Origin of the sequence: Ensifer sp. ENS09, from assembly GCF_014852425.1 — a bacterium.
Lineage (GTDB): Bacteria > Pseudomonadota > Alphaproteobacteria > Rhizobiales > Rhizobiaceae > Ensifer.
Window position 1 is genome coordinate 467,414 of the sequence record NZ_JACVBP010000001.1, and the last position, 22,959, is coordinate 490,372.

The following is a 22,959-nucleotide window of genomic DNA, read 5'->3' on the forward strand; positions in this document are numbered from 1 at the left end:
GCGGATAGCGCCAGTAGCAATTAACGCCGGCACGAGGCCTCGAAGCGAGGCGCGGGCATCGTTCGGCAGACAGGGGCCGGGAACGCGGCCCCTGTCTGCTCGGGGGAGCCGCTAGCGGCAGAGCTTCAGAATGAAGAGCTCCGCTTCGAGCACCGCCGATGCGAGCTGGTCGCAGTGCGAGGCTTCGGACGGATTGTGCTCGATCGCGCCGGCAACGCTTGCAACATCGACGGCACCCACCGCCAGGGCTGCGCCCTTCAGCCGGTGGGCTGCCTGGGCGCGGGGCGTGCCCTCGCCCTCTACAATTTCCTTCAAGACCTGGCGCGCCTGGCGCGCAAAGAGTTGCAGCACTTCGATTTCGAGCGCCTTGTCACCCATCGTCTGCACGGCGAGGTGCGCAAGGTCGATCGGCTTTTTGCCTGACGCAGAAGAGTTTCCCGGACTGTCCGGGGCTTCAAAGGCAATCCTGAGGGCCGCCATGAGCCAATTTCCCTATTGTTTGTTTGATGTTGGCCTGTTTTCGGCATCGCTTCACACGCGAGCGGTGCCGCCGCCCGCACGATTGAGACTTCCATCTTCGGCGGGCTCCGGCACCTATTGGCTCAAATCCGGGCGCAATATAGGCAGTATTTTGGGAAAATGGTTAACGTCCGTTAAACTCTCTGATTTCCTTATCTTTTTCGGCTTTCAGGTCCGTATTGCATTAAGATTTCATTAGGATTTTAATCAACCCCAAGCGCTCTTAATTGTAAGAACCCAGCTAATGTGTCACTACGATACGCTTAGGAACGGACCCGCGTACGAAAATGGCAACCGTTCCGGTGGATAAGCTCGACGCGTGGTCCCATTCGGCCACAAATGCGACTATCCGTCGAGGCAATGCAGTGGGTGATCAGTAGGGTATTGCGTAGATCTGATGCGCGTGTCTTGCCGTCACCGCCCATGAGGAAGAGACCCTGCCCGATAACGGGCCAGAGGCGCTTTCCGTTCTGGGCAAAAGGTAATGAGGCGTATCCCTATGGCGACGAAAAAGAGCAATGAGTCGATCGACGAAAAGGCGTTCCAGGCTCTGGAAGCTGCCCTGAAGATTGATTTCGACGAGCTTGCATCGAGCCCGAATGACAAGACTTCCTTGGATGATCCGGAGGAAAATGTGTCTCAGCCCACCAATCAGGCGGCAACGCCCGATCAGAATAAGAAAGCACGGCCTCAGCCGGAACAGTCCCGCGGGGCACGTGCTGCAGAAGCGGCCAAGACGCTCGCTCCGGAACCTGCGCCCAAGTCCCCGTCCCTTTCCGCCGCCAACGACGATGGTCGCCGTTCGCCGGCTGCGATGCTGCGCGCGCTCGACGTTCGCTCCAATCGCGCCGCGATCCGCGTTGCCGCGCTGGTGTCCGTCATCTGGGCGGTTGCCGGCCTTGGCGTCGCCAACCTTCTTTACGGGCCGCAGATCTGGCAGATCCGTTCGCTGAGCGACCTCTCGGCCACGCCTGGCGCCGTCGGCGTCGCGATCGGTATCGTTCTGCCGATCATGCTCTTCTTCTCCTTTGCCATCATGATCGCCCGCGCGCAGGAACTGCGCAACGCCGCGCGCTCGATGGCCGAAGTCGCCCTGCGCCTTGCCGAACCGGAAACCGCTGCCGCCGATCGCGTCATGACCGTCGGCCAGGCCGTCCGCCGTGAAGTCTCGGCGATGAACGAGGGCATCGAACGCACGATCGCCCGTGCAACCGAGCTCGAAACGCTTGTTCATTCCGAGGTCAACGCCCTCGAACGCAGCTATAGCGAAAACGAACTGCGCGTGCGCACCCTGGTGCAGGAACTCGGCCTTGAGCGCGAAGCCATCATCGGCCATTCCGAGCGTATCCGTTCGGCGATCTCCGGTGCCCATGGCAAGCTGAAGGACGACCTGGAACAGGCGAGCGAAGACATTGCTTCGCGCATCGCGATCTCCGGCGAAGCCTTTGCCTCGCTGATCGATACCCGTGCGGCCGCCCTCAGCGAGAAGTCAGACACCGCCCTGCAGTCGATCGGCAGCATGCTGACGACCCGCACGGATGCGCTGCTTTCGGGCCTCACGGCTGCCGGCCTCGGCCTCAGCACCGAATTCGACACCCGGCTTGACCAGCTCAGCGACACGCTGACGAAGCGCGGCGAAGATCTGCTCAGCCAGTTCGAGACGCGCGCCTCCTCGCTTGACGCCAGCACCGAGAAGCTGAATGCGGCGCTCAACGAGCGCGCCCGCCAGCTCAACGAAACGCTGATCGCCCGCACCCGCGACCTCAACGAAAGCCTGAGCGTCGGCCAGCACGCCATCACCGGCGGCCTCGACCACGTGCTCGCCTCGCTCAACGCCACGCTCGACGAAAAGGGCGCGAGCTTCCGTCAGAGCCTGCGCTCCAGCGCCGACGATGCGATCATGGACCTCGACCTGCGCGGCGGTTTCTTCGAAGAAAAGCTGCAGACGACCGTCGGCCAGCTCGCCACCGCCTTCGACGAGCGCTTCCACGAGTTTGCCTCCGCCTTCGACAAGCGCGCGAGCCTGCTCGACACCAAGCTCATGGAAAGCCTGCACCGCATCAACGAGACCGTTTCCGGCGGTTCGGAAGCGATCGGCGGCGCGCTCGACAGCAGCATCGAGAAGATCGGCTCGGCCCTTTCCGACCAGTCGCTGACGCTTGCGACCACGCTCGGCGCCACCCAGGACTTCATCGAAGAGACGATTGCCAGCCGCACCACGGAACTCGGCAACATGATCGGGGATGCGCACACCCGCATCGACAGCGTGCTCTCCGAAAAGACCAGCGGTCTGATGGGTGCCCTCACCCAGGCCCAGGACCGCATCGAAAACGGCTTCGGCCAGCGTGCCGACGCGCTTTCGAGCGCACTGACGACGAGCGAACAGCGCCTGACCGAAGGTCTGGACAGCCGCACGGCCGCCTTCGTCGATGGCCTGCACGCAGCGCACGCCCGGATCGAGCAGACCCTGCACGGCTCGACCGACGAGATCACCAGCGCGATCGCTGCCAGCCAGCACCGCCTCGACAACACCCTGTCGGAACGCACCCTCGCCCTTTCGACGATCCTCTCCATGGGCGCGGATTCGATCGATACCGCCGTCAGCGGCACGGCCGACCGGCTGGAGCGCGTTCTTTCCGAACGCGGCGAAGCGATCTCCGACGCTCTCACCAACCAGACGACGGCGCTTGACGGCGTCCTCGCCGAGCGCGCCGCCGCGATCACTTCGACGATGTCGTCGCGCGCCAACGAGATGGCCAACACGCTGAGCCGTCACGCCGAAGACGTGGCCGACAGCCTGACCTTCCGGGCAACGGCTGTCGCCGAAACCATGACGGACCGCGTCGGCGACATCGAGCAGAAGCTCTCCGAGAGCGTCAACACGATCGCCGAAAACCTCGGCGGCCGCGTCAGCCTGATCTCCGATACGCTCACCCAGACGAGCGCCCGCATTGCCGAGGATCTGAGCGGACGTGTCAGCAAGATCTCCGACACGCTGACCGAGACCAGCGCGCACATCGCCGACGCCCTCACGGCACGCACCACCGAAGCGACCGCATCGCTCGCCGGCAAGGCAGCGGAAATCGAGGAGACGCTGAGCGGCCGCGCCGAGCACCTGCGCGATACGCTCTCGTCCACGCACGAGCAGATCCGCGCCACGCTCGACGACCGCATCAACGCCATCAACCTCGCCGTCGGCCAGGGCCGCGACCAGCTCGAAGGCATGCTTGCCGATCAGTCGACCTCGATCGCCACGACGCTTGCCACCAGCGCCAGCATGCTGGAAATGTCGCTCGAAGAACGCCAGGCGGCACTCGCCGGAGCGATCGACCGCAGCGGCGAAGCACTCGACAGCCGCATGCGTTCGACTACGGGCCATATTGCCGAGCGCCTGGCCGAAACCGCCAACCAGATCAGCCTGGCGGCCGACAGCCTCACCAACCGCGTCGACCTGTCGATCAACGGCCTCAACGACCGCCTCGACGACACCGGCATGCGCGTCGAAACCAGCCTCGGCGCCCTCGAAGAGCGCATGCGCGAGAGCGCCGGCAACATCAGCTCGATCGTCGACGAAACCGGCATGCATCTCGAGACCCGCGTCGGCGTGCTCGAAGACCGCATCCGTGGCACCGTCGGCAATGTCGGCGCCGTGGTCGACGACACCGGCGCGCGGATCGAGAGCAATCTCGGCGCGCTGGAAAACCGCATTCGCGGCAGCGTCACCAATGTCGGCTCCGTCGTCGATGATGCGGCGGCCCGCGTTGAAGGTGGCCTCAGCGCGCTTGAAGACCGTATCCGCGGCAGCGTCAGCGGTGTCAACGCCGTCGTCGGCGAGACCGGTGTCCTGATCGAAAGCAGCCTCGGCGCCCTTCAGGACCGCATTCGCGGCAGCGTCAACGACGTCAACACCCTGGTCGACGATACCGGCCTGCGCCTGGAAGTCAGCCTCAGCTCGCTCGAAGACCGGGTTCGCGACAGCGTCGGCAGCGTCAACCAGATCGTCGACGGCGCCGGACAGCGTATCGCCGACAGCCTCGGCGACCGCGCCGGCGACATCGACCGCATGAGCGAAATGGCAGCAACCCGGATCACCGGCGCCATCGAGTCCGGTGCGGAGCGCATCGCCGAACGCCTCGGCACCATGGATCGCGCCCTCAACATCGGCCTTGAGAACGTCAACCGCACGATCGAAGGCAAGGCGGCTGTTCTGGTCACCAGCCTGCGCGGCGCTGTTCACGAGGCGACGCAGGATATCGACGCCGAAGCCAACCGTCTGGAAGGCAAGACCTCCGACATCGTCGCCAATCTGCGCAGCGCCGTCGGCGGCGTGGCCGAAGACTTCGATGCCGAAGCCGTACGCCTGGAAGACAAGGCAGCCGGTCTTGCAAACACGCTCCGCAGCGCCGTTGGCGATGTCGCGCAGGAACTCGACGCAGAAACGCTGCGCATGGAAGACAAGGCTGCCGGCCTCGTCAACACGCTGCGCAGTGCCGTTGGCGACGTCGCCCAGGAGCTCGATGCGGAAACGCTGCGTATGGAAGACAAGGCTGCTGGCCTTGTGAATAGCATGCGCGGCGCCATCAGCGATGCGGCCCAGGAAATCGACGCGGAAGCCGTCCGCTCGGCCGGGCTCCTGTCGAAGGCCGGCGAAGATTTCGCCTCAGCACTTGCCGCGCGCCAGGCGGATTTCGCCAATACGATCGACCAGACGGCAGCCTCCACGGCCGCACGCCATGCCGAGCTTGCCAGCTCGATCGAGCAGAAGGCGGCAGCCACCGCTGCACGTCATGCCGAACTCGCACGCTCGATCGCCGATGCGGCCGACAGCGCAACCGCACGGCTGGCCGCAACGCACAGTCAGATCGCCAACCACGCCGACAACATCCACCAGGGCCTCACCAACACGGAGAAGGCGCTGGAAGCCCGTGGCGAGGCGATCCGCAACACGCTCGACGAGCGCACCCGCGAACTCAACTCGATGCTCGCCGGCCGCTCGATGGAGCTGTCGCGCCTGATCGACGAGCAGGCACGCCCGGTCATCGACCAGTATGCCGCCACCGGCCGCGAGGCCGCCGAGCGCATCGCCGCCGTGACCCAGGAAAGCGCCGACCGTCTGCGTGCGGAAAACGCCGCCCTCGTCAACGCCATCGCCGAGCGCACTGGCGAGACGCTGAACGCGATCTCCTACCGCGCCGAAGAGACGGCAAAGGCGATGAAGATGGTCGAAAACCGTCTGCAGTCGACCGCCCTTGGCCTGATCGACCAGCTCGCCAACAACAATGCGGCCATCGCCACGGTCATCGACCAGGCGAGCAGCAACCTCGGCGAAATGGACCAGCGCCTGGAATCGACGATCACCCGCGTGTCGGAATCGACCCGCCAGGCCTCCGACATGCTGTCGACCTCCACCCGCCTCATCGAAGGCAAGGTCGACAAGCTCTCCGATATCTCTGCCTCGACCCTGTCGCAGATCGGCGGCATTGTCGGCCGGTTCGAAGACCACTCGCGCGTTCTCGGTCAGGCCTCCGATCTGCTCGGCGCCGCCCAGTCGAACCTCGTCAGCACGCTCGAGGAACGACAGGATGCGCTTCGCACCCTGTCAGTCGGCCTCGTCCAGCGCTCGGAAGAGATCGAACGCACGATGCGTTCGCTCGAGGGCTTCGTCGACGGCGCCTTCCAGCGCGCCGAAGAGCGCTCGGGCCTCGTTGCCGGCAACCTGCGCAGCGGCATCCAGCAGTCCTTCTCCGATGTCGGTCGTCTGCTGACCAGCGCCGAACAGCGCGCAGCCGAAGCTGCTGAAGCAATGCGCAACACGCTGGCCCAGGCCGGCGATGAGGCCGGTGCCTCGGTCGAGCAGGTCTTCAGCCGCGCCGAGGAGCGTTCGCGCCAGATCGCAAACACGCTTCGCTCCGGCGTCGAGACCTCGTTTGCCGACGTCAACAAGACGCTCACCTCGGTCGAGGGCCGTGCGCTCGGCGCATCGGAAGCCCTTCGCCAGGCGATCGCCAAGGTCGGCGAAGATGCCGGTGCCTCGATCGAAGGCGCCTTTGCCAATGCCGAGGAACGCTCCAAGGAAGTCGCCTCGCGTCTGCGCGGCAGCGTTGCGGCCTCGGTGTCCGACATCGAGCGCATGCTTGCCGAGAGTGGCAAGAAGTCCGATGGCGTCGCAGGCCAGCTGCGTGACGCCGTTCGCGTCGCGATCGACGAGGCGATCGGCCGCTTCAGTGGTGCCACCGACGAAATCCGTCGCTCTGCCGGGGAGATCCGCAAGGAACTCGACATGACCCGCGAAGAGCTGAAGCGCGGTGCCTTCGACCTGCCGGAAGAAGCCAAGGAAAACGCGGCCGTCATGCGCCGCGCCGTCAGCGAACAGATCAAGGCGCTGCAGGAACTGTCTGATATCATCGGCAAGTCCTCGACGCAGCTCGAAGTGGCCCAGCCGCTGCGCCAGCAGCCGGCCGCCGCTCCGGTCGCCCGTCCGGTGCAGCAGCAGGCAGCCCCGCAGCCGCAACCGGTCGCACAGCCGCAGCCCCAGCCAGTGGCCCAGCAGCCGGTGGTTCAGCAGACCGTAGCGCAGCAGCCCGTCGTCGAGCAGCCGCGCCGTCAGGAACCGGCACCTGCGCTTCGCGGCAGCCTCGGCATCGAACAGCCCGCCGTTCGCCAGCCGGCGCCGTCGCAGGCGGTCAGCAACGAGGTCGCCGAAGGTGGTGGCTGGATGCGCGACCTGCTCCGTGCGGCGTCCCGCGAAGAGGCACCCTCGCCCGCGCCGCAGCGCCCGGCCGAGGCCCAGCCGACGGCACGGGCCAGCGACAGCCGCAACCCGCGCCACGTGGTTGAATCGTTGAACTCGCTTTCGGTCGATATCGCCCGCGCCATCGATCACGATGCGTCGGTCGATCTGTGGCGCCGCTACCAGCGCGGCGAGCGCGACGTCTTCACCCGTCGCCTCTACACGCTGAAGGGCCAGCAGACCTTCGACGAGATCAAGCGCAAGTACGACCGCGAGCCGGAGTTCCGCACCGCCGTCGACCGCTACATCGCCGATTTCGAAAAGCTGCTCGCGGACGTCGCCCGCAACGACCCGGACAAGCGCATCACGCAGACCTACCTGACGTCGGATACCGGCAAGGTCTACACGATGCTCGCCCACGCCGCCGGCCGCTTCAGCTAAGCGAGCCCGGATAGAGAACAAGGAAACGGCCCCGTCTCGCGACGGGGCCGTTTTCGTATGCAGGGATATCAGAGAAGAAAAGCGACTGATCGCTTCCGCTCCGGTGTCGCAAGCCCTTTATGACGCGGTGTGCATTTCAGGCGCTCCCCGCGGCCGTGCGCCGCGCTATCGAGCTTCTCGCTGCTTCAGGACGACTGCCTGCGAGCGGAGCCGGACAAGCGGGACTTGGGTTCGTCGGCGGCGTCGCGGACAACGTGCTGTCGACGCCCTCCACAGCCACGCTGGGCGAAGCGGCCGGATCCGACCAGTCAGCGCAGCGGCGAGCAGCCGCCGACATCGGCGGGCTTGACCCGGCCCGCCTGCAGATCCTTCAGGTAAGGCTTGTCCGGGTCCGGTCCACCGAGCGCGCCGTCATAGGTCGCACGGTCGATCTTGAGCATGCGGCCGCTTGCGGTGAAGCTCACCATCTCCTTCTTGTTCACATAGGCCGAGGCGACGTTGAGCCGGCAAAAGAACTTCCTCTCGCCATTGCCGACAACCCAGCCCCAGGCGCCGGATTTGCCTCTGGCGAGCTTTCCGGTGGTGTAGCCCTGCTTGGTGAGCGCCGAATAGCTTTCCGCCTGCGCGATGCCGGGAACGAAGGCCAGGCCGATCACGGCGGCGGCCGCCAGGCGTTTCAACGAAATATGCATTGGGTTTCACCCCCCTTGAAGAAACAATAACGCAGCCTTCTAGGCGGGCGCCAACGGTCGGTGCAACCATAACATGCAGTCGTCCTTAACAGCATCCGGACGGGCAGACACTCTGCCAGCCAGACAGGTGGAACGCAGGAATGAATGTTGACATCATCGCGCTCTGCATCTGAAGTTCGTCCAATGGATAGGGAGCTGCCTTGCACGACACAGCCGATCGAAATCTGCGATTGGTCCTCCGATTGGGCGGAGCGGTTTGCCACCAAGGCGAAGACGATACGCCAGGTTTCGGGCGATCATGCCTTGCGTATCGACCATATCGGCTCCACCGCAATCCGTGGTCTGGCTGCCAAGCCGATCATCGATGTTCAGATTTCCGTTACCGATCTGGTGCCCATCCACGTGCTGGCGGAAAAAATGGCGGCGATCGGCTACCTGTGGCGGCCGCAGAATACCGATCTGACGAAACGCTACTTTCGTGAGCGCCCTGGCGACGAACGCACGCACATCCACGTGCGCCGAGCGGGAAGCTGGCAGGAACAATGGTCGCTGCTGTTTCGCGACTACATGCGCGCCCATGCCGAGGAACACGGCCCATACGTCGAGCTGAAGCGGGCATTGGCAAGCCGACATCGCCACGACCGGGCAGCCTATACCGAGGGCAAGTCGGAACACTTGTGGCAGGTCATTCGACGCGCGGATCGGTGGGCTGCGGCAAGCGGCTGGAGACCAGGTCCTTCCGATGCGTAGGAGCTGCGGATCGACAGACCGGTCTTCCGTTGCCCCGGCACAGCCTTAATCCGAGATCGGTGCGGTGGCCAATGATCGGCCGAATACGGTAGCGGCTGTCTCCATCGCAAGCCTGCCCTGCGAGCGACTGGTCTTTAGCCGCCTGCCCTTCGCCAAAGGAATGCGTGAAGCATCGCGAACTTGCTGCAGGTCCGGCCAAATTCCTCGCCCAGGGTCAACGGTGTCGGGATGCACGGTGGCAAACGCAAAAAGCCCCGGACGAACCGGGGCTTTTTCGTTGGGTCTTGATCGAACCGGCTCAAGCCGGAAACCGATCAATGTTCCTTGTTGGCGTAGACCGACTTCTTGGTGAGGTACACTAGGCCGGTGAAGATCAGCAGGAACACCATGACCATGAAGCCAGTGCGCTTGCGCTCTTCGAGGTGCGGCTCGGCGGCCCACATCAGGAACGCCGAAACGTCCTTGGCGTACTGGTCGACCGTCTGCGGCGTGCCATCGTCATAGGTGACCTGGTCGGCGGAGATCGGCTGCGCCATCGCCAGCGCGGCGGCGTTGGCGAAGTACGGGTTGTAGTGCGTGCCTTCAGCCACTTCGACGCCCTGCGGCGGATCCTGGTAGCCGGTCAGCAGCGCGTGGATGTAGTCCGGGCCACCTTCCTGGTAGGGCCAGAACATGTCGAAGATGAACTGCGGGAAGCCGCGCTCGATGCCGCGTGCCTTGGCGATCAGCGAGAAGTCCGGCGGAGCTGCACCGTTGTTCGATGCGGCAGCCGCTTCCTTGTTCGCGTAAGGCGACGGGAAGTGGTCGGAGGCGACAGCCTTGCGGGTGTACATCTCGCCGTCGGCGTTCGGGCCGTCCTGGACTTCGTAGTTCGCCGCGAAAGCCTTTACCTGTGCATCCGAGTAGCCCAGGCCTTCCAGCGTGCGGAAGGCAACCAGGTTCATCGAGTGGCAGGCAGAACAGACTTCGGTGTAGACCTTCAGGCCGCGCTGCAGCTGGCCCTTGTCGTAGTGACCGAAGGGACCGGCAAAGCTCCAGTCCTGCTGTTCCGGCTTGTGGATCGGATAGTGGGGCGTACCGCCGCCATGCTCCTCGCCGCTCTTCGCCTCTTCGGCAACAGCCGCACCGAGACCGAGACCAGCGACGACAGCGAGTGACAGAATGCCTGTAACAAGCTTTTTCATTGTTGTGGGTTCCTTATCAATCGCTGTTCTGATCAGGCGCGCGCGGCGGCCGGCTGCGCCTTGGCATTCTGCTTTTCCAGCACCGCTTCGGTGATGGAGTTCGGAATGCGCTTCGGCGTTTCGATCAGGCCGAGAACCGGCATGATGACGAGGAAGAAGCCGAAGTAGTACAGCGTGCCGATCTGCGACATCACGACGTACAGGCCTTCTGCCGGACGCGAGCCGAGCCAGCCGAGCAGGATGGCGTTGACCACGAAGACCCAGAAGAACAGCTTGTACCACGGACGGTAGACGGCCGAGCGGACCTTCGACGTGTCGAGCCACGGCAGGAAGAACAGGATGATGATCGAGCCGAACATCACCAGAACGCCGCCGAGCTTGGAGTCGATCGGGCCAATGTTGAAGGTGATGGCGCGCAGCATCGCGTAGAACGGCAGGTAGTACCACTCCGGAACGATGTGAGCAGGCGTCTTCAGCGCGTCAGCCGGAATGTAGTTGTCCGGGTGGCCGAGGAAGTTCGGCTGGTAGAAGACGAACCAGGCATAGATGATCAGGAAGACGGAAACGCCGAGTGCATCCTTCAGCGTCGCATAGGGCGTGAAGGGAACGGTGTCGGTCTTGGACTTGACTTCAACGCCGGTCGGGTTGGTCTGACCCGTTACGTGCAGGGCCCAGATGTGCAGGACGACGACGCCGGCGATCATGAAGGGCAGCAGGTAGTGCAGCGAGAAGAAGCGGTTCAGCGTCGGCTGGTCAACGGCGAAGCCGCCGAGCAGGAACTGCTGGATCCACTCACCCACCAGCGGGAAGGCGGTGAAGAAGCCGGTGATAACGGTCGCGCCCCAGAAGGACATCTGACCCCAGGGCAGAACGTAGCCCATGAAGCCGGTCGCCATCATCAGGAGGTAGATGACCACGCCGAGGATCCAGAGGATTTCGCGCGGAGCCTTGTACGAGCCGTAGTAGAGACCACGGGCGATGTGCAGGTAGACGGCGATGAAGAAGAAAGATGCGCCGTTGGCGTGCATGTAGCGCAGCAGCCAGCCGTGGTTGACGTCGCGCATGATCTTTTCGACCGAATTGAAGGCGACGGTCGTTTCAGCGGCGTAGTGCATCGCAAGAACGATACCGGTCAGGATCTGGACGATCAGCATGACCGAGAGCATGGCACCGAAGGTGTAGGCGTAGTTCAGGTTCCGGGGAACCGGATAGCTGATGAAGCTATCGTGGATCAGACGCGGCAACGGCAGACGGGAATCAACCCATTTCTCAATGCCAGTCGTCGGCGTGTAGGTTGAATGTTCAGCACTCATTATCAGTAGTCCCCTCAACCGATCTTGATAACTGTGTCGGATACGAACGAGAAGGTCGGCACGTGAAGGTTCTCAGGCGCCGGACCCTTACGGATGCGGCCGGCCGTATCGTAGTGCGAACCGTGGCAGGGACAGAACCAGCCACCGAAATCACCGGCCTGGCCAAGCGGCACGCAACCCAGATGGGTGCAGGAACCGATCATGACGATCCAGTTTTCCTTGCCTTCGCCGGCGGAACGATCGAGGTCGCTCGCGGTTGCATCGGCCGGAAGGTTGGCGTTGCGCGCAACCTGGTCCTTAAGCTCGTCGAGCTGGACGGCCTTTGCCTCCTCGACTTCCTTCTCCGTACGGTTGCGGATGAAGATCGGCTTGCCGCGCCATTTCGCGGTCAGCGACATACCGGGCTGCAGGCTCGATACGTCAACCTCGATCGAGGCGAGCGCGAGCGTTGATGCATCCGGACGCATCTGGTCGATGAACGGCCAGGCGACGGCGCCAGCGCCAACGACGCCTGCCATACCGGTAGCCAGATAAAGGAAGTCGCGGCGAGTGGGCTCGCCCAAGGCCTCGCTTGAAGTGTCGTGTTCGCTCACGGCTAAACCATCCTCTCACGCAATATTGCGGAAACCGCATCCGCCCCCGGCGAAATTCCTGCCCCTTGCGGTTTGATCCAGGTCAAGGAACCACGCCCTATTCATAGTGCTGTCGCCCCGTCGCCCTGCAGTTGCAAATGCGACATCGGCACAGAATCCGAAAAGAATCGGCGCGCACACGGCACGCAGAATCCCCGTCAATCCGGCGCGTTCTATGCTTGATCGCAAATTATGTCCAGCCTTGACAAGGGGATGTGGGCAGATTGTCGCGGGGAAAAGCGCGGCCAATTGGCACAAGGACTTGACGGCCATCAGTTAGGCGGAATTTGCACCCGCCGGATGTGCCTGGAGGCGCCCGAAGAGCGCCCTACTCCGCCGCCTCTTCCCGGGCGAGAAATCCGCCGGACTGGCGCGACCAGAGGCCGGCGTAAAGCCCGCCACGGGCAACAAGTTCGGCGTGCGTTCCCTGTTCGACGATCCGTCCCTTGTCCATCACCACCAGCCGGTCGAGTGCCGCGATCGTCGACAGCCGGTGGGCGATCGCGAGCACCGTCTTGCCCTGCATCAGGCGGTCGAGATTGGACTGGATCGCCGCTTCGACTTCGGAATCGAGCGCCGAGGTCGCCTCGTCGAGCACGAGGATCGGCGCATCCTTCAGCATCACCCGGGCGATCGCGATGCGCTGGCGTTGGCCGCCCGAAAGCTTGACGCCGCGCTCGCCGACATGGGCGTCGAGCCCCTTGTGGCCGCGCTGGTCCTGAAGGTCGGCGATGAAGTCATAGGCTTCGGCTTTCTGTGCCGCGGCGATCAGCTGCTCCTCGCTCGCATCGGGGCGGCCGAAGAGGACGTTGTCGCGGATCGAGCGGTGCAGCAGCGAGGTATCCTGGCTGACCATGCCAACCTGGGCGCGCAGTGATTCCTGGCTTACGGTCGCGATATCCTGCCCGTCGATCAAGATGCGCCCGCTTTCAAGGTCGTAGAAGCGCAACAGCAGATTGACGAGGGTCGACTTGCCAGCGCCGGAGCGGCCGACGATGCCCACCTTCTCGCCCGGACGGACGACGAGGGAAAAGTCGTCGATGACGCGCTCGCCCTTGCCGTAGTGGAAGCGCACGTGTTCGAAGCGGATTTCCGGCTTGCTGACGGCAAGTTCCGTCGCGTCCGGCCGATCGACGAGACCGATCGACTGCGAGACCAGTTCGGCCGAGTTCTGGATCGTGCCGATGTTGCGCATGATCGAGTTGAACTGCGTCATCATGCGGCCGAGCAGCATGTTGAGCCGCAGCACCAGCGCCAGTGTGAAGGCGACCGCGCCGGAGCTGATCGCGCCCGCGAGCCAGAGATGGATGGCATAGACCGCGATCGCCGTGATCATCAGGCCGGAAAGCAGCGCCAGCGAAGCGCGCACCGCCGTCAGCAGCCGCGTGAACGGGATGACCGCGCGCTGGAACCGGTCGAAGCCGCCGTGGATGTATCGGTCGTTCTCCTCGTCGCGGCCGAAGAGCTTCAAGGTCTGGATGTTGGAATAGGCATCGACCATGCGGCCGTTCAGCATCGACGCCATTTCAGCCGTGTCGCGGGCGTGCTTGCGGATGCGTGGAACGAAGAAGCGCGCCAGCACCAGGAAGACGACGATCCAGAAGCCGACCATCGCCGCCAGACGCCAGTCGAGCTGCGCCACCAGCGCCATGGTCGACGCGGTGTAGATGACGATGAACCAGACGACCTGCAACAGGGAGACGAGCAGGTCGCTCGTTGCCTGCGCCCCGGCCCAGACCTTGGTGACGATGCGGCCGGAAAAGTCGTTCTGGAAGAAGGTCAGCGACTGCCGGGCGACATGCACATAGGACTGCCAGCGCACCAGGTTCAAAAAGCCTGTCGTGATCGCCTGTTCTTCAACGAGCGCCGCCAGCGACACCGCGACGAAGCGGAAGACCATGACCGTCAGGAGCATGAACAGGAGTTCCGGCCCATTGGCGGCGATCAGGCCGCTCCAGCCGGCTTCCGGCTTCACGGTGTCGAGCAGATCGACGAGCCGGCCGACGAAATAGAAGAGCCCCGCCTCCAGCATGGCAACGAGGCCGCCGAGCACCGCCATTGCGATGAACGGTCCCTTGGCCTGGCTGGCATAGAACCAGGCAAAACCCCAGAGCGATTTCGGCGGCTGCAGGCGCTCGCGCGGTGCGAAGGGCTTGATCCAGTTCTCGAAGAGGCTGACGATGGCGCTGAGCATGGTTCCGATATAGGCGGTTCGGCGACAACAGCAATCGGTTTCGACACAATTGCAGATTACAAATGCGTAACGTCTAACAAAGAGGCCCGCCGCTCATTCGAACGGCGGGCCTCTGGTTGCTTACTCCGCTGCCTCTTCCTTCTCCACATCGTCGGCAATGAAGCCGCCCGACTGGCGAGACCAGAGATCGGCGTAGAGACCGCCATGGGCCACGAGCTCGGCATGCGAACCGGTCTCGACGATGCGGCCCGCCTCGAGGATCACCAGCCTGTCCATCTCCGTCAGCGTCGACAGGCGGTGGGCGATCGCGATCACCGTCTTGCCTGCCATCAGAGCGAACAGGTTCTCCTGGATCGCCTGCTCGACTTCGGAATCGAGCGCCGAGGTCGCCTCGTCGAGGATCAGGATCGGCGCGTCCTTCAGGAACACGCGCGCGATCGCGATGCGCTGACGCTGGCCGCCGGAGAGCTTGACGCCGCGTTCGCCGACCTGGGCATCCAGGCCCTTGCGGCCCTGGTTGTCCTCGAGCCCCTGAACGAAGTCCCAGGCATTCGCCTTCTTGGCCGCCGCGATGATCGCCTCGTCGTCCGCTTCCGGATGGCCATAGGCGATGTTGTCGCGAATGGAGCGGTGCAGGAGCGAGGTGTCTTGCGTCACGACACCGATCTGCGAGCGCAGGCTGTCCTGCGTGACGGTTGCGATATCCTTGCCATCGATCCGGATCGCGCCGTCCTCCAGGTCGTAGAAGCGCAACAGCAGGTTCATCAGCGTCGTCTTGCCGGCGCCCGAGCGACCGACGAGGCCGATCTTCTCGCCCGGCTTGATGTCGAGCGAGAGGTGATCGATGACGCCTTTGGCCTTGCCGTAGTGGAAGCGGATGTTGTCGAAGGCGATTGCCCCCTTGTCCGCTGTCAGCGCCTTGGCGTCCGGCTCGTCGACGATGTCGTGCGCCTTGGTCATCATGCCGATGCCGTCATAGACCGTGCCGATATTCTCGAACAGTGCCGAGACTTCCCACATGATCCACTGCGACATGCCGTTGATGCGCATCGCAAGGCCGACGGCGATCGCGATCGCGCCAACGGAGATCGCACTCGTCAGCCAGAGATGGATGCCAAGCGCTGCGATCGCAAAGAGGGCGATGCTGTTGTTGGCATAGACCAACACATGGAACAGCGTCACCTTGCGCATCTGGCGATGCACGGTGTCGAGGAAACCGTCCATGCCGTCGCGGGCATAACCTTCCTCGCGGCCGGCATGCGAGAACAGCTTGACCGTGCCGATATTGGTGTAGCTGTCGACGATCCGCCCGGTCATCATCGAGCGTGCATCCGCCTGCTCCTTGGAGATCTTCTGCAACCGCGGCACGAAATAGCTGACGATGCAGATATAGATCGCCAGCCAGATGCCGAGCGGGATCACCAGCCGCCAGTCGGCGGTGGCGACGACCGCGAGCATGGTGACGAAGTAGCTGACGACATAGACGAAGACGTCGAGGATCTTCATCACGGTTTCGCGCACGGCCAGCGACGTCTGCATCACTTTCGTTGCAACGCGTCCGGCGAACTCGTTGGCAAAGAAGGTCATGCTTTGGCGCAGCAGGTAGCGGTGCATCTGCCAGCGGGCGATCATCGGATAGTTGCCGAGCAGCACCTGGTGCATGATCAGCGAATCGATCGCCACCAGGCCCGGCAGGCCGATGAGGACGAGCGCAGCCATCCAGAACAGCCGTCCGCCTTCGGCGGCAAGGAAGCTCTCACGGTCGGCGCTCGACAGCCAGTCCACCATGTTGCCGAGGAACTGGAACAGCGCCACCTCGCCAATGGCGATCAGCGCCGTGCAGACGGACATGATGACGAGCCAGGGTGCCGCCGGCTTGGAATAGTGCCAGCAGAAGCCGAACAGGGTCTTCGGCGGAACCGTCGGTTCCTCCGCAGGGTAAGGATTGAGGCGGGATTCAAACCAGCCAAACATAACATTGCTCCTTCAGAGTATTTTGAAGGAAAGCGGGATTTCGCCCCGCATTCTTATGATGAAAAAGTCAGTCCGGAAATGCAGCCCACAAAGGGCTTCGTCTTCCGGAGTCCCGGAAGCGCGTCGATCTCGGTTAGAAGATAGGTCGCGGAACCGGTCAGGCCAAACGGTGGCCCACTACTCCAGGAAGGCGTGTCAACATCGATACATTCATGTTTGCCTCCGTCGGTTCGCGTTGAAGAGGTCCGATCTCTACCCTTATTCGCGCTCGCATGCCAGATTGTCGCAGGCACTTTTTTGCCCAATTTTTCATCGCTCCGACCGCTGTTGCTGTTTCGGCACAGATTAGCGCGGGCAAAATGAGCGACCGGAAATTGACGGCCACACCGTTCGATCGAGGGTGGATCGCTTATGCATTCGGTGCGATAGGAGCCGCCATCGATATTCGTTCCGCCGCTATCTCCCGGAGCAGTCACGACCCCATGAGCAATCTGCGCATCGCCCTCTACCAGCCCGACATTCCCGGCAACACCGGCACGATCCTGCGTATGGCGGCCTGCCTCGGGCTTGGCGTCGACGTGATCGAGCCCGCCGGCTTCGACCTTTCCGACCGCAACCTGAAGCGCGCCGGCATGGACTATATCGCGTCGGTGGCGCTGACCCGTCACGTCAACTGGGAGCGCTTCGAGGAGTGGCGCGCCGCGAGTGGACGCCGCCTGGTGCTCGCCTCCACCAAGGCTGCCCTGCCCTATACCCGCTACGATTTCCGCCAGGACGACATCCTGCTCTTCGGGCGGGAAAGCGCCGGCGTGCCCGACCACGTGCACGAGCGCGCCGACGGCCGCATTCTCATTCCGATGGCCGACGGCCAACGCTCGCTGAACATCGCCATCTCCGCCGCGATGATCGCCGGCGAAGCGATCCGGCAGGTTTCGCCGGTCTGATACCGTCTCCATAGCCGTCTCCTTGGCGCCAGGCCGAGCCTTTGAGATCCCACCGCCGTTCACACAGGCGCATCAAGCCGCGACTTCGTTGTAAGGCTTGGTCTTGCGCGCCTGCTTCAACACCCGCGCCCACCAGGTCAGGCGATCCATCATCAAAAACAGCGGCGCGCGCAGCTCCTCCGGCTTGTAGAGATTGCCGGCAGCGTCGAACTTCGACCACGCCTTCGGGAAGGTCACCCCGTCGCGCAGCGTCACCGCGTGCAACTCTCCAAACACCTGGCGCAATTGCTCGACTGCGCGAATGCCGCCCGAGGCGCCACCATAGGAGACGAAGGCGACCGGCTTTGCATGCCAGGGCTCGTAGACCGAGTCGATCAGCTCCTTCAGCGCCGCCGGGTAGCCGTGATTGTATTCGGGGGTGACGACGATGAAGGCATCGGCCTCGGCGATCTTGCGCTCCAGCCACTCGCCGGGATTGACCGCCGCGCCAAGGCCGCGCGACGTTCTGAGTCTGGCCGGATCGATGATCGTCAGCGTGAACGTATCGGAAGCCGAAAGTTCCCGGATCAGCCAGTTGGCGACCGTGTCGCAGAAGCGACCCTGGCGCGCGCTGCCATAGATCACGGCAAGGGTCATTTTCTCAGTCATGGGATCAAGCTCCTGTTGTCTCAGTCATGGAGCCAATGCTATAAAACCTCAATATTAGTTGAGGTCAATAGCCGTCATGACGATTGTGAAGCAAAGCGAATTACGCCGCGAACTGACCGTGGGCGAAGTGGCGGAGCGCAGCGGCGTCGCCGTCTCCACCCTGCATTTCTACGAGGCCAAGGGCCTCATCCGCAGCAACCGCACCCGCGGCAACCAGCGCCGCTATCCGCGCGGCGTGCTCAGGCGCGTCGCCGTCATCAAGGTGGCGCAGCGCACCGGCATTCCCCTGTCGGAAATCCAGGACGCATTGTCGGTGCTGCCGGACGATCGTCCGCTGACGGTCGAGGATTGGGGCAGATTGTCCGAAACCTGGCGCGAACAGCTGAACGAACGCATCGCCAACCTCATGGCCTTGCGTGACCACCTGACGGGCTGTATCGGCTGCGGCTGCCTGTCCTTGCGTGAGTGTCCGCTGCGCAATCCGCACGACGTGCTGTCTATGGAGGGTGCCGGGCCGCGGCTCATGGATGAAGACGGCCGCCCTTGAGCGCCGGGACGGTGGAAATCTGCCGCGTTTGTCGACGCGACTGGTGATCACTGAAAAAGCGGCAGGGCGACGGATCAATCCGCGCTCGGCAGGCGGCGCATCGTAAACTCGATCTCGTCGCCGTCGAGCTGTCGCCAGCTTTCCACTTCGGTCCAGTAGGCGGCCTTCGGCCAGGTGTCGAACCATTCCCGGGCCTTCGCGCGGGCAGCACTGCGATCGAGCCGAAAGGTTTCCCGCACGAAAAGGCCATCGCCTCGTGTCGGATTGTCCCGGCGATGCCGGGCGATCTGCCGCCGCAATCCATCGAGCGGCGGGCCTGCAGGTATTCTTGCCATGGGCTATACCTCTGGATTGTAAGATAGGGAGGCAAGCCAGCCTTTGCCAGAGCTTTGTGCGGCGGTTTCGCTGGGCCAAGGACGCGCCGCGACAGAGTGGCCGAGGCGGCTGGACCGCCGTTGCCATCAGCGCCAAAGTGTGAACTGTGACGACTTCACTCGAATCGGCGGTATTTCATCGGGATATCCCGCCAACAGGACGTAATTTCATGGAACGACCGCAGCTACCCCAGGGGCTCCCCGCAGACATCGAAGACAAGAAGGCGGAGGCGCGTGCATGGTTCGAGGGGCTGCGCGACACCATCTGCGCCGCCTTCGAGGCGGTTGAAGACGAGCTGACCGGGCCGCTGTCCGATCGCGCCCCCGGCCGCTTCGTCGCCAAGGACTGGAGCCGTGAAGACGGCAAGGGCGGCGGTGGCCGCATGTCGATGATGGAAGGCCGCGTCTTCGAAAAGGTCGGCGTGCACACCTCGACCGTCTACGGCGAATTCTCGCCCGAATTCCGCAGCCAGATCCCGGGTGCTGCCGAAGATCCCCGTTTCTGGGCCTCGGGCATTTCGCTGATCGCCCATCCGGTCAATCCCAACGTGCCGGCGGTTCACATGAACACCCGCATGGTCGTGACGACCAGCAACTGGTTCGGTGGCGGTGCTGACCTCACCCCGGTGCTCGATCGCCGTCGCGTCATGACGGATCCCGATACCCAGCTCTTCCACCGCGCGATGGAGATCACCTGCGGCCGCCATGCCGTCGCCGATCATGCCAAGTTCAAGAAGTGGTGCGACGACTACTTCTTCCTGCCGCATCGCAACGAGGCGCGCGGAACCGGCGGCATCTTCTACGACTGGCTGCACTCCCCGGAAGAGCAAGGCGGCTGGAACGCCGACTTCGCCTTCACCCGTGATGTGGGCAAGGCGTTCGCCATCGTCTATCCGAAGATCGTCCGCACCAACTTCAACACACCCTGGACCGAGGACGACCGCGACGAACAGCTGGTGCGCCGCGGCCGCTATGTCGAGTTCAACCTGCTCTACGATCGCGGCACCATCTTCGGCCTGAAGACCGGCGGCAATGTCGAGTCCATCCTGTCGTCCCTGCCCCCGGTCGTGCGCTGGCCGTAAGGCTCAACGGCATCACACAGAATGAGAGAAGCGCTTGCACTGCGCGGACGCGCTTCTCTCCGGGATCGCGCGCAGCGTGCGCCCCAGCAGAAAACGGCTCCCTGAACCGTTCCGGGCTTATTCAACATCACTTGCAGATCCGCACCTTCTTCCAGAAAAGCTTGCCGTCGGCGCCATAGGCCCGTTCGGTCTTGATGACGCAGCTCGGCTTGCAGCCGTAGCTGTAGTTCGCCGCCTTTGCCGGTATGGCCAAGGCAAATGCCATCGTCGTCGCCAGAGCCATGGCGAAGCAAGAACCGCGCATTTTGTATATCCCCGTGTGACTTAACCGCGACGGAGCCGCCCGTCGCCTGAAGCGAGCCATCGCACGGATCGGGCTCATCCCGCTGTTTCGAATGAAACAGGCGAACAAAGCGCGTCGTCTGGCGTTTCACTTTCGTCGAGCGAGGTGAAAACGATGATCTTCAAGAAGCGCACATTTTACGGCGACGAACCGGAGCGGCAGGCGGCCGATCACCCTGCGGAACTGGAACGTCGCGTCGCCCATCTCCTGGCGGTCACGCCCGGCCTCGATGCCGCCGATGTCACGGTGACCGGCAAAGGCAACACGATCCTGCTCGCCGGCTTCGTGGCAACGGCAGCCGAAGTTGCGCGCGCCGAAGAGGCGGCCAGGCACGTGCAAGGCGTCGCGGAAGTAATCAACCGGATCGAGACGGTCGTCGCGCGGTAGAGGACGCCGTCGGCGTCTCTAGATGGAACCGAGCGTCCAGCTGACGATTTCTGCGGAAACCGTGGCGAAAGCCTGGTCCATGGCGTTGATGAAGGCCGTATTGCCCGTGCCCCTCACCGCAGCCGAGGCGCGAAACGCCTTCGCCGCCCGCACTGTGCCGTTGCGGTCGTTCAGGATCTTGGCGAAGATTTCGACATTGGCCACGTCGGTGCCTTCGGTCGAAATCTCGAAGGCGCGGATTTCGGTGATGACCTGGTAATCGATTGCCAGGCCCTGGCCGGGCTTGCCGACACCGCCGACCTTGCCCGTGTCCTCGAAGGCCTGGACGAGCTTCGACTGCACCAGCTTCGGCAGGCGATCGCTCCACTGCGCCTTGGCGAGATATTGCAGCTCGGCCCCGGATAGGCGGATGACCACCTGATCGCTGTCGAGCGCCTTCAGAGCCGTCGGCTCCGGCACGAGGATCTGCTTGCCCGTGGCTGCACGACCTTCGACGGCCGGCCTTGCCGAAAGACTGTAGGTGTCATTGACCGCTTTGGTACCGCAGCCGGCAAGGCCCGCTGCCAGCATGAAAATCAGGGCGGAGCGCCACGCTCCCGTCACTCGCACGCCCACCAGCCCTGGAAAACTCATACTGCCGTTACCTTTGTCCCACACAACTTCGGCGCATTCCGGATCGAAACACACCACCCGGCCCCACGCCGGCTGTGCCCACCGACTCAGCGTCGGGTGCGGCCATCATATTGCTTTACCGTCTCGCCGCCAAAGAGAAGACGCTGCGGATCCTTGTCGAACGTGGAGATCGTGTTCTCCAGGCTCTGCACCGTGCGGCGCGTGTCGGTGACGAGCGCCTCGACGTCGCGCAGGCCCGAGCCCGAGAAGCGACGAAGGTTGTCGGCGATCGGCCCGATCTGCGCGTTCAGATTGTCTGCCATCTTGCGGAAGGACTCGAGCGTCGCGCGAGCATCGGCCGAAAGCGAAGGCGCGTCGGCGTCGCCGAGGAAGCCGTCGACCTTGACGAGAATGCTGTCGACGCGGTTGGCCGAAGCGTTCAGCTTGCTCGCAAGCTGCGTAACGTCGGTGATCGTGCGGTCGATGTCCTGCTGGCGCGCCGTGATCTTCGCGGCGAACTGCGAGATGTTGGCGACCGTCTTGCGGGCGTCGGCGGTCGCCGCGGTGATGTCGTTGACGACGAGTTCCACCTTCTGCTTGTCGACCGAAGCGACCAGCGTATCGACCCGCTCCAGCGTCTTCTGAGCGTTCTTTCCGAACTGCTCGTAGGTTTCGACGGTCTGCCGGAAAGCCGCGATGGTCTCGGAAACGCCGCCCGAAGCCTGCTTCAGGTCGTTGCTGATCTGCTCGACGTTCGAGACGATGCGGTCGATCTTCTTGGGATCCACCGACTTCACGAGCGTCTCGGCCGTTTCGAGGGTCGAGTCGAGCTTCTTGGATGCCGCGCTGACAGAGCCGGAGAGTTCCGTCACGCTTTTGAGGAAATCGTCGATAGCGCCGGAATTGTTCGCAAGCGCGTCGGAAAACTTCTCGGCATTGCCGATCGTCTTGGTGAGCGGACCGCGCACGTCGGTCACGAAGCCCTGGATGTCGGTGATGGCGCTGTTGGCGCGATCCATGATCTGGTCGGCCGTAGCGAGCAGGCTGGTGACGCTCGACTGGTCCGCAAGGATCCGGGCCTGGGTGCCCTTTTCGATCGCGGTCTTCAGGATGTTCTCGTCGCCCTTGTGACCGCCGCTAAGCTCGATATAGGCAGCGCCCGTCAGGCCCTGCACTTCGAGCGTCGCCTTGGTCGACTTCAGCACCGGCGCATCGACCGAAACCTCGGTCAGCGCGATCGAATAGCGCGGGTCGTTGGCATCGATCGCGAGGTTGCGAACCGTGCCGACGGGAATGCCGTTGAAGCGCACCGGAGAGCCGACCGAAAGGCCGTTGGCCGACCCCGGAATATTGACCACCAGCTCGATCATCTCGCCGCTTCGGCCATACTGCGACATCCAGTAGACGAAGCCGAATGCGGCCGCGACCACGAACACCGTGAAGAAACCGACAATGGCGTAGTTCGCTTTCGTTTCCATTCGTACCGACTACCTTCGTGGCCGCTTCACCGGCTCTTCCTTCGATCTCGACACCTGGGCGTCAAAACCGCACCTAGCGGAGCGCCATGCGTCCAACGAACGCATCGCGCAAGGC

Annotated in this window: 18 protein-coding genes; 6 read left to right on the forward strand and 12 right to left on the reverse strand. The window is 63.5% G+C overall.

Annotated elements, in window-relative coordinates; genetic code table 11:
- Positions 1-111: 111 nt before the first annotated feature.
- Positions 112-480: an Hpt domain-containing protein gene (locus IB267_RS02360; protein WP_192446238.1), complete on the reverse strand. Its 369-nt coding sequence runs from the start codon at positions 478-480 to the stop codon at positions 112-114.
- Positions 481-1,018: 538 nt separating this feature from the next.
- On the opposite strand from IB267_RS02360, the gene IB267_RS02365 reads away from it, so the two are divergent.
- A complete protein-coding gene (locus IB267_RS02365) occupies positions 1,019-7,690 on the forward strand; it encodes a kinesin (protein ID WP_192446239.1) in 6,672 nt (2,223 codons plus the stop codon).
- Positions 7,691-7,998: 308 nt separating this feature from the next.
- Here the strand turns inward: IB267_RS02365 and IB267_RS02370 are convergent, their stop codons facing one another.
- Entirely contained in the window at positions 7,999-8,382 is a 384-nt protein-coding gene (locus tag IB267_RS02370) for a hypothetical protein (RefSeq protein WP_192446240.1), read from the reverse strand.
- Positions 8,383-8,565: 183 nt separating this feature from the next.
- Here IB267_RS02370 and IB267_RS02375 point away from each other — a divergent pair, with 183 nt between their 5' ends.
- Positions 8,566-9,132: a GrpB family protein gene (locus tag IB267_RS02375; protein ID WP_192446241.1), complete on the forward strand. Its 567-nt coding sequence runs from the start codon at positions 8,566-8,568 to the stop codon at positions 9,130-9,132.
- 314 nt (positions 9,133-9,446) lie between these two features.
- Here IB267_RS02375 and IB267_RS02380 read toward each other — a convergent pair whose 3' ends face one another.
- From IB267_RS02380 to IB267_RS02400, 5 genes are all read right to left on the reverse strand, one after another.
- Positions 9,447-10,316 carry a cytochrome c1 gene (locus IB267_RS02380; RefSeq protein ID WP_192446242.1) on the reverse strand — a complete coding sequence of 290 codons (870 nt, stop codon included), beginning with the start codon at positions 10,314-10,316 and terminating at the stop codon, positions 9,447-9,449.
- 32 nt (positions 10,317-10,348) lie between these two features.
- Positions 10,349-11,629: a cytochrome b N-terminal domain-containing protein gene (locus tag IB267_RS02385; protein WP_192446243.1), complete on the reverse strand. Its 1,281-nt coding sequence runs from the start codon at positions 11,627-11,629 to the stop codon at positions 10,349-10,351.
- A 14-nt stretch (positions 11,630-11,643) separates the two neighbouring features.
- Complete coding sequence (petA, locus tag IB267_RS02390) at positions 11,644-12,222, reverse strand: ubiquinol-cytochrome c reductase iron-sulfur subunit (protein WP_192446244.1); 579 nt, start codon at positions 12,220-12,222, stop codon at positions 11,644-11,646.
- 367 nt (positions 12,223-12,589) lie between these two features.
- Positions 12,590-14,455 (reverse strand): ABC transporter ATP-binding protein, encoded by a 1,866-nt coding sequence (locus tag IB267_RS02395; RefSeq protein WP_192446245.1) that lies wholly within the window; start codon positions 14,453-14,455, stop codon positions 12,590-12,592.
- A gap of 120 nt (positions 14,456-14,575) precedes the next feature.
- Positions 14,576-16,429: an ABC transporter ATP-binding protein gene (locus IB267_RS02400; RefSeq protein ID WP_192446246.1), complete on the reverse strand. Its 1,854-nt coding sequence runs from the start codon at positions 16,427-16,429 to the stop codon at positions 14,576-14,578.
- A gap of 482 nt (positions 16,430-16,911) precedes the next feature.
- On the opposite strand from IB267_RS02400, the gene IB267_RS02405 reads away from it, so the two are divergent.
- Complete coding sequence (locus IB267_RS02405; RefSeq protein WP_192446247.1) at positions 16,912-17,373, forward strand: tRNA (cytidine(34)-2'-O)-methyltransferase; 462 nt, start codon at positions 16,912-16,914, stop codon at positions 17,371-17,373.
- A 72-nt stretch (positions 17,374-17,445) separates the two neighbouring features.
- Here IB267_RS02405 and IB267_RS02410 read toward each other — a convergent pair whose 3' ends face one another.
- Entirely contained in the window at positions 17,446-18,021 is a 576-nt protein-coding gene (locus IB267_RS02410) for an NADPH-dependent FMN reductase (RefSeq protein WP_192446248.1), read from the reverse strand.
- Between the two features lie 76 nt (positions 18,022-18,097).
- Between IB267_RS02410 and soxR the strand changes: the two genes are divergently transcribed.
- Positions 18,098-18,568, forward strand: coding sequence for a redox-sensitive transcriptional activator SoxR (gene soxR / locus IB267_RS02415; RefSeq protein ID WP_192446249.1), 471 nt, complete (start codon positions 18,098-18,100; stop codon positions 18,566-18,568).
- A 74-nt stretch (positions 18,569-18,642) separates the two neighbouring features.
- Here soxR and IB267_RS02420 read toward each other — a convergent pair whose 3' ends face one another.
- A complete protein-coding gene (locus IB267_RS02420; RefSeq protein ID WP_077961089.1) occupies positions 18,643-18,903 on the reverse strand; it encodes a hypothetical protein in 261 nt (86 codons plus the stop codon).
- Between the two features lie 209 nt (positions 18,904-19,112).
- Between IB267_RS02420 and hemF the strand changes: the two genes are divergently transcribed.
- Positions 19,113-20,024 (forward strand): oxygen-dependent coproporphyrinogen oxidase, encoded by a 912-nt coding sequence (gene hemF / locus IB267_RS02425; RefSeq protein ID WP_043623839.1) that lies wholly within the window; start codon positions 19,113-19,115, stop codon positions 20,022-20,024.
- A gap of 127 nt (positions 20,025-20,151) precedes the next feature.
- Here the strand turns inward: hemF and IB267_RS02430 are convergent, their stop codons facing one another.
- A complete protein-coding gene (locus IB267_RS02430; protein WP_192446250.1) occupies positions 20,152-20,328 on the reverse strand; it encodes a hypothetical protein in 177 nt (58 codons plus the stop codon).
- A gap of 153 nt (positions 20,329-20,481) precedes the next feature.
- Here IB267_RS02430 and IB267_RS02435 point away from each other — a divergent pair, with 153 nt between their 5' ends.
- Complete coding sequence (locus IB267_RS02435) at positions 20,482-20,754, forward strand: BON domain-containing protein (RefSeq protein WP_043623841.1); 273 nt, start codon at positions 20,482-20,484, stop codon at positions 20,752-20,754.
- An 18-nt stretch (positions 20,755-20,772) separates the two neighbouring features.
- Here IB267_RS02435 and IB267_RS02440 read toward each other — a convergent pair whose 3' ends face one another.
- Positions 20,773-21,387: an ABC-type transport auxiliary lipoprotein family protein gene (locus IB267_RS02440; protein WP_192446251.1), complete on the reverse strand. Its 615-nt coding sequence runs from the start codon at positions 21,385-21,387 to the stop codon at positions 20,773-20,775.
- 86 nt (positions 21,388-21,473) lie between these two features.
- On the reverse strand, positions 21,474-22,844 hold the full coding sequence (locus IB267_RS02445; protein ID WP_043623847.1) for an MlaD family protein: 1,371 nt from the start codon (positions 22,842-22,844) through the stop codon (positions 21,474-21,476).
- Positions 22,845-22,959: the final 115 nt, after the last annotated feature.